The organism is Citrobacter sp. T1.2D-1 (assembly GCF_950098555.1).
In the GTDB taxonomy this organism is placed as follows: Bacteria; Pseudomonadota; Gammaproteobacteria; order Enterobacterales; family Enterobacteriaceae; genus Citrobacter_A; species Citrobacter_A telavivensis.
Map to the genome: position 1 here is coordinate 264,414 of NZ_CATNHH010000012.1, position 14,744 is coordinate 279,157.

General features: G+C 55.3%; 13 protein-coding genes. 7 read left to right on the plus strand and 6 right to left on the minus strand.

The features are described 5' to 3' along the window. Positions 1-9: 9 nt before the first annotated feature. The 5 genes from selB to QQZ17_RS12670 form a co-directional block, all read right to left on the minus strand. A complete protein-coding gene (selB, locus tag QQZ17_RS12650; protein WP_152400567.1) occupies positions 10-1,857 on the minus strand; it encodes a selenocysteine-specific translation elongation factor in 1,848 nt (615 codons plus the stop codon). Beyond that, the gene (gene selA / locus QQZ17_RS12655; RefSeq protein WP_152400569.1) at positions 1,854-3,245 is read right to left on the minus strand and encodes an L-seryl-tRNA(Sec) selenium transferase; all 1,392 of its coding nucleotides are present in this window, start codon (positions 3,243-3,245) and stop codon (positions 1,854-1,856) included. The genes selB and selA overlap by 4 nt, the downstream gene beginning before the upstream one ends. A gap of 120 nt (positions 3,246-3,365) precedes the next feature. After that, entirely contained in the window at positions 3,366-3,974 is a 609-nt protein-coding gene (locus tag QQZ17_RS12660) for a glutathione S-transferase (protein ID WP_152400571.1), read from the minus strand. 72 nt (positions 3,975-4,046) lie between these two features. Beyond that, the gene (locus QQZ17_RS12665) at positions 4,047-5,183 is read right to left on the minus strand and encodes an HlyD family secretion protein (RefSeq protein WP_152400574.1); all 1,137 of its coding nucleotides are present in this window, start codon (positions 5,181-5,183) and stop codon (positions 4,047-4,049) included. Between the two features lie 2 nt (positions 5,184-5,185). Then, positions 5,186-5,548 carry a DUF3302 domain-containing protein gene (locus tag QQZ17_RS12670; RefSeq protein ID WP_152400576.1) on the minus strand — a complete coding sequence of 121 codons (363 nt, stop codon included), beginning with the start codon at positions 5,546-5,548 and terminating at the stop codon, positions 5,186-5,188. Positions 5,549-6,080: 532 nt separating this feature from the next. Here QQZ17_RS12670 and mtlA point away from each other — a divergent pair. From mtlA to mtlR, 3 genes are all read left to right on the plus strand, one after another. Beyond that, a complete protein-coding gene (gene mtlA, locus QQZ17_RS12675) occupies positions 6,081-7,994 on the plus strand; it encodes a PTS mannitol transporter subunit IICBA (RefSeq protein WP_152400578.1) in 1,914 nt (637 codons plus the stop codon). A 129-nt stretch (positions 7,995-8,123) separates the two neighbouring features. After that, a complete protein-coding gene (gene mtlD / locus QQZ17_RS12680; protein ID WP_152400581.1) occupies positions 8,124-9,269 on the plus strand; it encodes a mannitol-1-phosphate 5-dehydrogenase in 1,146 nt (381 codons plus the stop codon). After that, entirely contained in the window at positions 9,269-9,859 is a 591-nt protein-coding gene (mtlR, locus tag QQZ17_RS12685; protein WP_152400583.1) for a mannitol operon repressor MtlR, read from the plus strand. The genes mtlD and mtlR overlap by 1 nt, the downstream gene beginning before the upstream one ends. Before the next feature lie 15 nt (positions 9,860-9,874). Here the strand turns inward: mtlR and QQZ17_RS12690 are convergent, their stop codons facing one another. Beyond that, positions 9,875-10,081 (minus strand): hypothetical protein, encoded by a 207-nt coding sequence (locus tag QQZ17_RS12690; RefSeq protein ID WP_152400585.1) that lies wholly within the window; start codon positions 10,079-10,081, stop codon positions 9,875-9,877. Between the two features lie 287 nt (positions 10,082-10,368). Between QQZ17_RS12690 and QQZ17_RS12695 the strand changes: the two genes are divergently transcribed. From QQZ17_RS12695 to lldD, 4 genes are all read left to right on the plus strand, one after another. Further along, positions 10,369-10,731 (plus strand): YibL family ribosome-associated protein, encoded by a 363-nt coding sequence (locus QQZ17_RS12695; RefSeq protein WP_152400587.1) that lies wholly within the window; start codon positions 10,369-10,371, stop codon positions 10,729-10,731. Between the two features lie 252 nt (positions 10,732-10,983). Then, the gene (gene lldP / locus QQZ17_RS12700) at positions 10,984-12,639 is read left to right on the plus strand and encodes an L-lactate permease (RefSeq protein WP_152400589.1); all 1,656 of its coding nucleotides are present in this window, start codon (positions 10,984-10,986) and stop codon (positions 12,637-12,639) included. After that, complete coding sequence (gene lldR / locus QQZ17_RS12705) at positions 12,636-13,412, plus strand: transcriptional regulator LldR (protein WP_152400591.1); 777 nt, start codon at positions 12,636-12,638, stop codon at positions 13,410-13,412. The genes lldP and lldR overlap by 4 nt, the downstream gene beginning before the upstream one ends. Then, entirely contained in the window at positions 13,409-14,599 is a 1,191-nt protein-coding gene (gene lldD / locus QQZ17_RS12710; RefSeq protein WP_152400593.1) for an FMN-dependent L-lactate dehydrogenase LldD, read from the plus strand. Before lldR ends, lldD begins: the two co-directional genes overlap by 4 nt. The last annotated feature ends 145 nt before the right edge of the window (positions 14,600-14,744 follow it).

Consider the following 14,744-nt stretch of genomic DNA (forward strand, 5'->3'; position numbering starts at 1 on the left):
TAAATTGTATTATCCCTTTTCCGGAAATAATAACGCATCACGTAATAGATGATCGTTTCCACGGCGACGAGTAAAGCCAATCCGGTCGAAGTATTCCAGAATTTGAATCGCTAGTTTTCGCCCTACGCCCAACCGATCGCGAAAATCGGCTGCGCAGGTTGAGCCTTTCTCCAGATCCAGTTCGCGGATCATGCTGGCGAAAGCCACAATGCGATCGTTACGGTAGTAACGATCTTTTACGATCGCCGTAATCATCCCCTGCTGTGCTGCCTGACGCAACACCAGACGCATCGTTTGCTCATCGGTGGCGGTTTCGCGGGCGAGATCGCGGACCCACCAGGGTTCGTCACCAAATAACGGCGCGGTCTTAAGCCAGGTCGTCTGCTGTTCGTCAGTAAAGCCAGCCTTGTGATCCGGCAGGTGCAGCCAGCCGTGGTGGCTGTGAATATCACCGCTGTCGCGCATTTGCTCAATCAACAACAGCACCAGCGCTTCATCTTCCATCGGCAGCGCCATGCGGCGCAGGCGTTCACGCCCCGGACCTGGCTCATCGCGATGCTGTTCATGATAAGTCGCCAGCGTGTCGAGAATTTTGCGCTGCCAGCGCGCGGCGACCTCCGCATTCAGCAGGCTGTAACCCGCCTGAATAAAACCATGCTGGTGAATGAGTGAGCGCATGCCATCGCCATTCAACTGGCGTGCCCACGCAAAGTCGGGCAAATTTACCGCCCCGCGTTGCAGATGCACAGCCAGTGCGGCACCGTCATCTTTCGCCACCGCCAGCGTTGCCAGCCATTGCAGATATTCCGGTTTACGTTTGCCGCGACGTGGCGGATTGAGAGTGACCACCCGCGCCCCGGCAAGCGTCGCGCGCGCGGAGATATCGCGCAGCACCAGGCGGTCGTTATCAACCAGCAGCAGCGGTGTATCAAATACCAGTTCCGCCAGATTATCTTCCAGCAGCGATACGCGCCCGGTCACATGGCTGGCCGCATGGTGAATGTGTAGCGGCTGCCACTGCGTGAGTGGAACGTGACTTTCCAGCGCCACAATCACCCGCGTAAACGGTTCAGGTGGGGCGTCTGAAAGCAACCAGTCACCACGGTTAAGCTGTTCTTTTTCGGCATCGCCAGCGATATTCAACGCGATGCGCTGCCCGGCATGGGCATGCTCGCTCGCCTGGTTTTGCGCGTGAAGTCCGCGCACACGCATAGACGTATTCACACCGGTCAGCCACAACGTATCCCCGACGTTCACTTCGCCGCTCAACGCGGTACCGGTCACCACCAACCCGGCGCCTTTTACAGTAAAGGCGCGGTCGATAGCCAGTCGGAACGTCTGATCCCTGGCGTGTTCGCGGGCGGGCAGTTGCAGCAAATGTTCGCGCAACGCGTCAATCCCGCGGCCTTCATTGGCGGCCGTCACAAATAACATCGCCTGTGCAAAGCCATACTCGCGCAGGACATCCTGCACCTGCTGCTGAACCTCCAGCACCCGCGCGTCATCCACACGATCGGCTTTGGTCAACGCCACCGTCAGCGTTGGATTCCCGGTCAGTTGTAGAATCGCCAGGTGTTCACGCGTTTGCGCCATCACGCCATCGTCGCAGGCGACGACCAGTAACGCATGATCGATACCGCCCACGCCCGCCAGCATGTTTGAGAGAAATTTCTCGTGACCGGGGACATCGATAAACCCCAGCACGCGCCCGTCCGGCTGCGGCCAGTAGGCATAGCCCAGATCGATAGTCATTCCGCGCTTTTTCTCTTCCGGCAGGCGGTCGGCATTCACGCCGGTAATGGCCTGCAGCAGCGTCGTTTTCCCATGGTCGACATGTCCGGCGGTCGCAATAATCATTTCAACAACATCTCCATAAACCGGGTCTCATCTTCAAGACAGCGTAAATCCAGCCACAGGCGACCTTCGTAAATCCGACCGATGACCGGAACCGGCAGCTCACGCCAGCGGGTCGCCAGGGCTTCAAGACGGCTTCCGCGACCGTCATGTGGTGTAAAGGTTAATGCCGCGCTGGGGAGTCTATCAACCGGCAAAGAGCCACTGCCGATTTGCGACAGGCAGGGCAGCACCTTCACCGCAAACTCGGCGTCGTAGTGCGCGGTTAACGGAGCCAGAAGCCGCTCCGCCTGAGCCAGAATCGCGTCTTTGCTTCGGGTTAACAGGCGCAGCGTCGGCAGCTTCTCGGCCAGCGCTTCCGGATGCAGATACAGACTCAACGTCGCTTCCAGTGCCGCAAGGGTCATTTTATCCGCCCGCAGCGCGCGTTTAAGCGGATGGCTCTGCAATCGTGCAATCATCTCTTTCTTACCGACGATGATCCCAGCCTGTGGACCGCCCAACAGCTTATCGCCCGAGAAACTCACCAGGCTGACGCCTGCGGCGATCAGTTGCTGCGGCATCGGCTCTTTCGGCAGACCGTACTGACTCAAATCGACCAATGAACCGCTGCCGAGATCGGCCACGACCGGAATATCCAGCGTCTGGCCGATTTGGGCCAGTTCCGACTCATCAACAGTGTGGGTGAAGCCTTCAATGCTGTAATTACTGGTATGCACCTTCATCAGCAGCGCGGTGTTTTCATTCACCGCCTGACGATAGTCGTCGGCATGCGTCCGGTTGGTGGTACCGACTTCATGCAGTGTGCAACCCGCCTGACGCATCACATCCGGGATACGAAACGCGCCGCCAATCTCCACCAGCTCACCGCGTGAGACCACCACCTCTTTACCGGCAGCGGAGGCGGCCAGCATCAGCAGCACCGCCGCTGCGTTGTTATTCACAATACAGGCATCTTCCGCACCGGTGATGCGGCAGAGCAATTCTGCCAGCGCACGGTCGCGATGCCCGCGTCCCGCGCCGTCCAGGTCATACTCCAGCGTTACCGCCGAGCGCATGGCCTGCGCGACAGCCGCGACGGCCTCTTCGGCCTGTAAGGCGCGCCCCAGATTAGTATGCAACACCGTGCCCGTCAGGTTGATAACCGGACGCAGCGCACTCTCGGCCTCTTTTTCCAGCCGGACATTCACTTCCTGCGCCCAGTCTTCGCACCATGCAGGCAACGCTTGCGTATCGCGAATCACCTCTCTCGCTTCATCAAGCAGTTGGCGGAGCAGATCAACGACACGGGTATGCCCGTGAGTCTCACGGAGGGTAAGAAATTCACTTTCACGCAATAAGCGATCAATGGCGGGGAGTTGACTATAGAGCGAACGCGTTTCGATCGTCATGAATAGGCCTGGCTGTTGGTGGCCCTCTCCACAACGGAGAGGGATATCGACATAGAGGGGATTGTAACGTGAGATTGCTCAGACGGACATAATACGTATCAAGCCTTTGGCGAATAGGCGTTAAGCCTTTGGCGGTTCAGTTCGGGCAAAACTTTCACGCTGGAACAGCGTCTCCACCAGCTTAACCAGATGGGGCCTGCTCACACACCAGCCCGGCGAGACGCGGCGGAAATTGAGATAGCCCACCGCGCAGGCAATCGCGATAGTCGCCAGATTGACCGTGTCAGGTTTAATCGTCCCGTCCACCAGGTACCCTTCCAGCGCATCCAGACTACGGTTGATTTTCTCGCGCTGGCGCAACAGTTCGGTTTCCGATTGCTGCGCGGCAGGACGCGCCTGTTCTCGTACCGACACCAGACCGGCGTCCATTATCCCATCGGCCAGCGACTCAAGTTGTCGGACTTTCAGCGAGGCCAGCGGTTCGCGAGGCAGCATCGCTGGCGCAATATTCAGCAGTTCAATGTATTCCGCGATAATCGGCGAATCGAACCAGTACTCTCCATCGTCAGTCACCAGCGCCGGGACTTTTCCTAGCGGGTTGTACTGCGCTACACCGTTTTCCGCATTGTAGGGCAGTTCATTAACAAATTCGAAAGTGATGCCTTTTTCCAGCAGCAGGATCGAAATCTTACGTACAAACGGGCTGGTGTAGCTACCAATGAGTTTCATGCTCGGTCCTTTTCGCCAACACAAAACAATGAGTATGGCTCACGCAGCGGGAAAAGGCAGGTGACAGAGTTCTCAATGATCCAAATAAAGGTAGTGCATCCAACTGGTCATACGCAGCAACACTTTACGCATCACCGAAACATGGGCGAAATGGTCGGAATAGACCGCCACCTGTGCGTAGATACCGTCGGGCAACGCATCCACATCGGCATTTGGATCCAGTTCAATCGTCGCCAGGACGCCATCGGTCCCGGGTACCACCGTCAGGGACTGTAGTGCGCCCTGAGCCTGATACGAACCGCCCGGCACCACGGGCAATATGCTGGTCAACTTACCGTGAAAAACCTGCCCGGGCAGCGCGTTAAACACCACCTCCGCGTCATCGCCCGGTTCAAGGCGAAGCAGTGAATTTTGCCGGAACTGAGCGACAATTTGCCGTTTTTGTTCAGGGATAAAGACCATCACCGGACGCAATGGCAGCGCAGCGGCGTAAGTACCGGGTCGGATCAGCACCTGGGTAACGTAACCGTTGCTGGGAGCACGAATAATGGTCTGATCAAGGTTGTATTTAGCCTCTGCCAACTGTGCCCGCAGGCTGACAATTTGCGACTGTTCACCGTTGACCATGCTGTCCAGTTGGCTTTGGATTTGCGCCTGCTCAGCAACGGAACCTTTTACCAGCGCATCCTGCGCCAGAAAGTTTTGCCGCGCCGTATCAATATCGCTTTCCGAGAAGGGGTTAACCCGTGCCTGACTGCCTTTCAGGTAACGCTGATAATCTTTATACAATCGATCGCGCTCGGCAGAAACGCGCGTCGTATTGGCCTGCGCTTCGGTCAGTTGGGCTTTCAGCGTCTGGATATTGTGCGTTGCGGTGACCAGATCGGCCTGTAGCCTGTCCACGCGCGCTTGATAGCGAACGGGGTCAAGTTTAAACAGCACTTCCCCCTTTTTAATCAGTTGGTTATTTTTATCGGTAACCTCGCTGACAATCCCGGTAACCTGCGGCGTAATGGGAATGGAAATAACGGCTTTTTGCGCAGTAAAAGTGTACGGGTGGTTATAGTTCATTAACAGGATCAGACCGCTTACCAGAAATACGCCGCCTAATGCTGCCGTTGCCAGAGTCCATTGATTCACCGGAATGCGAAAGAGTTTGAAGACCGCCCACGCCAGTGCCACATAGGTTAATACAATCAATAGATCCATGGTCAGATCTCCGGAAACGTCGTCTCATCAGCCGTTTTAACCCCGGCCAGCTTTTTTTCGAGTTGTGTAATACGCGCGGATAACGCCGCAATCTCCGGATCGGTCTCCTGCCCTGCAGGCGTAGCGTGTGACTGCATGCCCCAACCGCGTTCTGGCTGGTAGAGGGTTGCCCAAATCCACAAAAACGGCCAGATCACATGGAGCGTAAACAGGCTCACCCAACCTGCAGTATGAATAGCATCGGCATGCGGGTGGTTACGTTTCTTCGCAATTAAATAGGGGATATCATGGATGGCAATAACGCCGTAAAAAATCACCAGAAAGACAAAGATCAGCACACCCAACGCGAAATAATTTAGAAACATATCTGCCCCGGCTTCACGCTAATCAGAATATTAATTGCAGGCAGCCGAAAGCAAACTGGCTGATGATTTGAACATAATTCGAGTTCTGCATTTTCGCCATCACGCCAAAGACTATTTTTCACGCTGAATGGTTACTTAATGACATCCGACGATCTGACGGTGAGAAGAATCTGCTCAGGATCACATCGGAACAAAGCCGGACGAAAATTTTTCGTGATTAAGATCACAAACATTCAACAAATCGCCAAAGACAAAACGTGAGACTCATCACAAATTAATGTCAATAATGGGTTAAAACCGAGGTTTGTTGTTTTTCTACACAAATATTTTGTGATGCGCATCACATCAATTACCTCCCTACCCCCTATATTTGTGTGACGCAAATCACAACAAAGGTCACTGACTGGACAGTTTACCGATTCAGTGCCAGATTTCGCAGTATCTACAGGGTCCGGCTACCTCTGCCGCTACATTAACAAAACCTCGGGCTTCCAGCCTGCGCGTCAGCAAACACATAAGAAGGGGTGTTTTTATGTCATCCGATATTAAGATCAAGGTGCAAAGCTTTGGTCGATTCCTCAGCAATATGGTGATGCCAAATATCGGCGCGTTTATCGCGTGGGGTATTATCACCGCACTATTTATTCCGACAGGGTGGTTGCCAAACGAAACGCTGGCGAAGCTGGTCGGTCCAATGATCACTTATCTCCTGCCGCTGCTGATAGGTTTCACCGGCGGTAGACTGGTGGGCGGCGACCGTGGCGGCGTGGTGGGTGCAATCACCACCATGGGCGTTATCGTCGGCGCAGACATGCCGATGTTCCTCGGTGCGATGATCGCCGGTCCGCTGGGCGGCTGGGCAATCAAACATTTCGATAGCTGGGTAGACGGTAAGATCAAATCCGGTTTTGAGATGCTGGTGAATAACTTCTCCGCTGGCATCATCGGTATGATCCTCGCCATTCTGGCATTCCTCGGCATTGGGCCGGCGGTTGAAGTTCTGTCAAAAATACTGGCAGCGGGCGTTAACTTCATGGTTGTCCATGAGATGCTGCCGCTGGCGTCTATCTTCGTTGAACCAGCGAAAATCCTGTTCCTGAACAACGCCATTAACCACGGTATCTTCTCACCGCTGGGTATTCAGCAGTCCCATGAGATGGGTAAATCCATCTTCTTCCTGATTGAAGCCAACCCGGGTCCGGGGATGGGGGTTCTGCTGGCGTACATGTTCTTTGGTCGCGGTAGTGCTAAACAGTCTGCGGGCGGTGCGGCAATCATTCACTTCCTGGGGGGTATCCACGAAATTTACTTCCCGTATGTACTGATGAACCCGCGTCTGATCCTCGCCGTTATCCTCGGTGGTATGACTGGCGTGTTCACGCTGACTATCCTGAACGGTGGTCTGGTTTCTCCGGCGTCTCCTGGTTCTATCCTGGCCGTGCTGGCGATGACGCCAAAAGGGGCTTACTTCGCTAACATCGCGGCAATCTGTGCGGCAATGGCGGTCTCCTTTGTTATCTCTGCCATTCTGCTGAAAACCAGCAAAGTGAAAGAAGATGACGATATTGAAGCCGCAACTCGTCGTATGCAGGACATGAAATCAGAATCCAAAGGCGGTACTCCGCTGTCTGCTGGCGATGTCACCAACGACCTGAGCCACGTCCGTAAAATCATCGTAGCCTGTGATGCCGGTATGGGTTCCAGCGCAATGGGTGCCGGCGTACTGCGTAAGAAAGTGCAGGATGCAGGTCTGAGCCAGATCTCTGTCACCAACAGCGCAATTAACAACCTGCCGCCGGATGTTGACCTGGTCATCACCCACCGCGATCTGACCGAACGTGCGATGCGTCAGGTCCCGCAGGCGCAGCATATTTCGCTGACTAACTTCCTCGACAGCGGCCTGTACACCAGCCTGACCGAGCGTCTGGTTGCCGCTCAGCGCCACACTGACAACGAAGTAAAAGTCCGTGATAGCCTGAAAGACAGCTTCGATGAAGGGGATAACAACCTGTTCAAACTGAGCGCAGAGAACATCTTCCTCGGTCGCACCGCGACGACCAAAGAAGAAGCGATTCGCTTCGCCGGTGAGCAACTGGTGAAAGGCGGCTATGTTGAGCCAGAATATGTCGATGCGATGTTGGAACGTGAAAAACTGACCCCAACCTATCTGGGTGAGTCTATCGCCGTTCCGCACGGCACGGTGGAAGCGAAAGACCGCGTACTGAAAACCGGCGTCGTGTTCTGCCAGTACCCGCAAGGCGTTCGCTTCGGTGAAGAAGAAGACGACATCGCCCGTCTGGTGATTGGTATCGCGGCCCGTAACAACGAGCACATTCAGGTCATTACCAGCCTGACTAACGCGCTGGATGACGAATCTGTTATCGAACGCCTGGCGAACACCACCAGCGTGGATGAAGTGCTGGCGCTGCTGGCGGGTCGTAAGTAAACCCCGTAGCCCGATGGCGCTACGCTTATCGGGCCTACAAAATCCTCTCCCTTGTGGAGAGGGTTTGGGTGAGGGCCTCCTCCCTCACCCCAGCCCTCTCGGGTAAAAACATTAATGAAGGTTAATACTATGAAAGCATTACATTTTGGCGCAGGTAATATCGGTCGTGGCTTTATCGGCAAACTGCTGGCGGACGCGGGGATACAACTGACATTCGCTGATGTAAATCAGGTCGTGCTCGACGCCCTGAATGCCCGTCATAGCTATCAGGTTCATGTCGTGGGTGAAAATGAGCAGGTGGATACCGTAAGCGGCGTCAACGCAGTAAGCAGCATTGGCGATGAGGTTGTTGAGCTGATCGCGCAGGTTGACCTGGTCACCACCGCCGTGGGCCCGGTCGTGCTGGAGCGCATCGCCCCGGCCATCGCCAAAGGCCTGGTCAAACGCAAAGCGCAAGGGATCACCACCCCGCTGAATATCATCGCCTGTGAAAACATGGTACGGGGCACCACCCAACTGAAAGGCCATGTGATGAACGCACTGGCAGAAGACGACAAAGCCTGGGTTGACGCCCATGTTGGTTTCGTGGATTCCGCCGTTGACCGCATCGTGCCGCCTTCAGCCTCTGCCACCCACGATCCGCTGGAAGTGACCGTCGAAACCTTTAGCGAGTGGATCGTCGACCAGACCCAGTTCAAAGGCGAGTTGCCGAACATCCCGGGAATGGAATTAACTGATAACCTGATGGCATTTGTCGAACGTAAACTCTTCACGCTGAACACCGGGCATGCTATAACCGCGTACCTCGGAAAATTGACCGGTCATCAGACCATCCGTGACGCGATTCTCGACGAGAAAATCCGCGCAGTGGTCAAAGGGGCGATGGAAGAGAGCGGCGCGGTGCTGATCAAACGCTACGGTTTTGATGCCGAGAAACATGCGGCATACATTCAGAAAATCCTCGGTCGTTTTGAAAACCCGTATCTGAAAGATGACGTTGAGCGCGTTGGCCGCCAGCCGCTGCGTAAACTGAGCGCGGGCGACCGTTTGATCAAGCCGCTGCTGGGTACGCTGGAATACCATCTGCCGCACGCTAACCTGGTCAAAGGGATCGCTGCCGCGATGCACTTCCGTAGCGAAGACGATCCGCAGGCGCAGGAACTGGCTGCGCTGATCGCCGATAAAGGCCCACAGGCTGCGCTTGCGCAGATTTCCGGACTGGATATCAACAGTGATGTCGTTGCCGAGGCCGTTAGCGCATATAACGCAAAGTAATGCTGCTGGAACTGGCGCAGGAGCCCCTGCGCCTGATTAATAGATTGTCAGATATGCAGGCAATAATGGAACAAACCCAGGCCTTTGAAAATCGTGTGCTTGAGCGTCTGAATGCTGGCAAAACCGTACGGAGCTTCCTGATCACCGCCGTGGAGTTACTTACCGAGGCGGTAAATATTCTGGTGCTTCAGGTGTTTCGCAAAGATGACTACGCAGTGAAGTACGCTGTAGAACCGTTACTCGACGGCGACGGACCGCTGGGCGATCTGTCTGTGCGTCTGAAACTGATCTACGGTCTGGGCGTACTGAGTCGTCCTGAGTATGAAGATGCAGAACTGCTGATGGCGATGCGTGAAGAGATGAATCATGACGGCAATGAGTATGCCTTTACGGATGATGAAATTCTCGGACCGTTCGCAGAACTCCATTGCGTCGTCGCGTTGCCGCCGCCGCCACAGTTTGATGCCGCCGACCCCAGCTTGTATGCGATGCAAATCCAGCGCTACCAGCAAGCGGTGCGCTCGACGATGGTTCTCTCCCTGACTGAGCTGATTTCTAAAATCAGCTTAAAAAAAGCCTTCCAGAAGTAAGCCTCTCCCTGCCTGCTACTCTTTTTCCTGTACTGGCTGATACAGGCGCCGGTAATATTTCAGCCGTTGCAGGTACATCTGCGCATTTTCTGCAGGCACTTCGCTCGGAACGTCGTCACGCTCAGGCATTTTATTCAGATACTCTTTAAACGCCTGACTTGAGGCCATAAAATCCACAGCTTTATCAATCAGAAGCGGAACATTCTCACCTATTTTCGCCATGTTACATCCTCCATACGTTCCCGCTGTGCTTCAACGCAGCGGTCAATTTTAGTGTAGGATCGCCCGCGTCATGATATTAAGGAAAACGTGCTTAATCCATCGGCGGCAAATTATCTCTTACATGATCCTGTTATCGTCTAAAATTCTTAATTAATCAGTCCATTAGAAAAATAGTTAGCAAATGAATACTCGCGGCATTTGATTATTCTTATCCCATTAGTTGTGAATAAACCCGCTCTGCGCGCATACTATAGGCTATTCACCTTATTTCTATCAGAAGCCATCCCATGAAAGAAGTCGAAAAAAACGAAATCAAACGTCTGAGCGATCGCCTTGACGCCATCCGCCACCAGCAAGCCGATCTGTCACTGGTTGACGCTGCCGATAAATACGCTGAGCTGGAAAAAGAGAAAGCCACGCTGGAAGCGGAAATCGCCCGCCTGCGTGATGTTCATAGTCAGAAACTGAGCAAAGAAGCGCAGAAACTAATGGACCTGCCGTACCGCCGTGCGATCACCAAAAAAGAGCAGGCCGATATGGGCAAGCTGAAGAAAAGCGTGCGGGGTCTGGTAGTGGTTCACCCGATGACCGCTTTAGGTCGCGAAATGGGCCTGAAAGAGATGACCGGCTTCGCAAAGACCGAGTTCTGATTTTCTACCGGGCAGCGCGTCCGCTGTCCGGTCCCTCCAATTGGCCCTACCAATCCCCAGCTGTTACGACCACTGGTTCACAATTCATTAATTTGAACCTACACTACTGTTGCCAATAAATAACATTTGATTAACTATTCGTTGTCATTATCCCTACACAACAATATTGGCAGGACCACTTTTACACATAATGTGACGACGAGATGAGCACAGACTCATTGCATTGTGCGTGTGGCCCTCAGGAGACCTGCAATGAATCTCTGGCAACAAAACTACGATCCGGCTGGTAACATCTGGCTTTCCAGTCTGGTCGCATCGCTCCCGATTCTGTTCTTCTTTTTCGCACTGATTAAGCTCAAGCTGAAAGGCTATGTTGCCGCCTCGTGGACGGTAGTTATTGCGCTGGCCGTGGCGTTGCTGTTCTACAAAATGCCGGTCGATCGCGCGCTGGCCTCGGTGGTGTACGGTTTCTTCTACGGTCTGTGGCCAATTGCCTGGATCATCATTGCCGCCGTGTTTGTCTACAAAATCTCGGTGAAAACCGGGCAGTTCGACATCATCCGCTCATCGATATTGTCGATCTCCCCTGACCAACGTTTGCAGATGCTGATTGTCGGGTTCTGCTTTGGCGCATTCCTCGAAGGGGCGGCAGGATTTGGTGCGCCGGTCGCCATCACCGCCGCACTGCTGGTGGGCCTTGGGTTTAACCCGTTGTATGCCGCCGGACTGTGCCTGATTGTCAATACCGCACCCGTGGCGTTTGGCGCAATGGGGATCCCGATTCTGGTCGCCGGTCAGGTTACCGGGCTGGACAGCTTTGAAATCGGCCAGATGGTCGGTCGTCAGTTACCGTTCCTGACGATTATCGTGCTGTTCTGGATCATGGCGATTATGGACGGCTGGCGCGGCGTGAAAGAGACGTGGCCTGCCGTCATGGTGGCGGGCGGTTCGTTTGCTATCGCCCAGTACCTCAGTTCAAACTTTATCGGTCCGGAACTGCCGGACATCATCTCCTCGCTGGTATCGCTGGTCTGTCTGACCTTGTTCCTGAAACGCTGGCAGCCGGTTCGCATCTTCCGCTTTGGCGACATGGGCGCATCGCAGGTCGATCAGACGCTGGCACGTACGAACTATACCGCCGGACAGGTCGTTCGCGCCTGGTCGCCGTTCCTGTTCCTGACGGCCACCGTGACCCTCTGGAGTGTTCCGCCGTTTAAAGCCCTGTTCACCCCCGGTGGCGCGCTGTACGACTGGGTGATTAACATACCGGTCCCGTTCCTCGACAAACTGATTGCCCGCATGCCGCCGGTGGTCCACGAAGCCACCGCCTACGCGGCCGTGTATAAATTTGACTGGTTCTCCGCGACCGGCACCGCAATCCTGTTCGCTGCGCTGCTGTCCATCGTCTGGCTGAAGATGAAGCCTTCCACCGCCATTCAGACATTCGGCAGCACGCTGAAGGAACTGGCGCTGCCCATCTACTCCATCGGGATGGTGCTGGCCTTTGCATTTATCTCCAACTATTCCGGGCTTTCCTCGACGCTGGCGTTAGCGCTGGCGCACACGGGCAGCGCCTTTACCTTCTTCTCGCCGTTCCTCGGCTGGCTGGGGGTGTTCCTGACCGGTTCAGATACCTCTTCTAACGCGCTGTTTGCCGCCCTGCAGGCCACCGCCGCACAGCAAATCGGCGTGTCCGATGTACTGATGGTAGCGGCAAATACCACCGGTGGCGTCACCGGCAAGATGATTTCGCCGCAGTCTATCGCCATCGCCTGTGCGGCGGTCGGACTGGTCGGCAAAGAGTCGGATCTGTTCCGTTTTACCGTCAAACACAGCCTGATTTTCACCTGCATGGTGGGCGTGATCACCACGCTTCAGGCTTACGTCTTAACCTGGATGATTCCATGATAGTGATGCCCAGACGCCTGTCGGACGAGATTGCCTCTCGTGTGCGGGCGCTGATTGAAGAACAACAGCTGGAAGCGGGCATGAAACTGCCCGCCGAGCGCCAGCTGGCGATACAGCTTGGCGTCTCGCGCAACTCGCTGCGCGAAGCGCTGGCGAAGCTCGTCAGTGAAGGCGTGCTGCTCAGCCGTCGCGGCGGCGGCACGTTTGTCCGCTGGCAGCATGAAGAGTGGTCTGAACAAAACATCGTTCAGCCGCTGAAAACCCTGATGGCCGACGACCCGGATTACAGTTTCGATATCCTCGAGGCCCGGCACGCCATCGAAGCCAGCACGGCCTGGCATGCGGCGATGCGCGCTACTGCCGCCGACAAAGAGAAAATCAAACTCTGCTTTGACGCCACGCTCAGCGAAGATCCGGATCTCGCCTCACAGGCCGACGTCCGTTTTCATCTGGCTATCGCCGAAGCCTCGCACAACGTGGTGCTGTTACAAACGATGCGCGGGTTCTTCGACGTGCTGCATTCATCGGTGAAGCAGAGCCGACAGCGCATGTATCTTGTTCCGCCCGTCTTTTCCCGGCTGACGGAGCAACATCAGGCCGTATTAGATGCCATTCTCGCGGGCGACGCCGACGGCGCGCGTAAGGCGATGATGGCACACCTCAGTTTCGTCCATACCACCATTAAACAATTCGATGAAGACCAGGCCCGCCAGGCGCGAATTACCCGCCTGCCCGGTGACCACAATGAAAATTCCAGGGAGAACAAAGCATGATTATTTCAGCCGCCAGCGATTATCGCGCCGCAGCCCAGCGCATTCTGCCCCCATTCCTGTTCCACTACATCGATGGCGGAGCGTATGCGGAACACACCCTGCGTCGTAATGTGGAAGACTTATCGGACGTGGCGCTACGCCAGCGCGTACTGAAAAACATGTCTGACTTAAGCCTGGAAACCACGCTGTTTAAAGAAAAACTGTCGATGCCGGTGGCGCTGGCACCGGTCGGCTTGTGTGGCATGTATGCCCGTCGCGGTGAAGTGCAGGCCGCTGCGGCAGCCGATGCGAAAGGGATCCCGTTTACCCTTTCCACCGTCTCCGTGTGCCCGATTGAAGAAGTCGCGCCAACCATTAACCGTCCGATGTGGTTCCAGTTGTATGTTCTGCGTGACCGTGGGTTCATGCGTAACGCGCTGGAACGCGCAAAAGCGGCGGGCTGCTCAACGCTGGTCTTCACGGTCGATATGCCAACACCGGGCGCACGCTATCGTGATGCCCACTCCGGAATGAGCGGCCCGAACGCCGCACTGCGCCGCTACTGGCAGGCGGTTACCCATCCGCAGTGGGCCTGGGACGTCGGCCTGAACGGTCGTCCGCACGATCTCGGCAATATCTCCACTTACCTCGGCAAACCGACCGGGCTGGAAGATTACATCGGCTGGCTGGCAAACAACTTTGATCCGTCAATTTCATGGAAGGACCTTGAGTGGATCCGGGAATTCTGGGACGGGCCGATGGTGATCAAAGGGATCCTCGACCCAGAAGACGCCCGCGACGCGGTTCGTTTTGGTGCCGATGGGATTGTGGTCTCTAACCACGGAGGTCGTCAGTTGGACGGCGTGCTCTCTTCTGCGCGCGCCCTGCCCGCCATTGCCGACGCGGTGAAAGGTGACATCGCCATTCTGGCGGACAGCGGCATCCGCAACGGGCTGGACGTGGTGCGTATGATTGCGCTGGGCGCTGATACCGTCTTGTTGGGCCGTGCATATCTGTACGCGCTGGCAACAGCGGGTCAGGCCGGTGTGGCCAATCTGCTGAATCTGATCGAGAAAGAGATGAAGGTTGCTATGACGCTGACCGGCGCGAAATCCATTAACGAAATCAGCCGTGATTCTCTGGTGCAGGAGCTGGGCAAGAGTCTACCCGCCGCGCTGGCTCCGCTTGCCCGTGGCGATGCCGCCTGATCCTGACCTCGCATAACCTCTGCCGCTATAGGGTCGGTCTGTTTTTCAGCCCGATCCTTTTTTATGCAAAATTAACGATTGGTTAACAGTTATGACCAATATATTTGACAAGTTTTTATTCCGCTGTCAAATGTATAGACAAGCT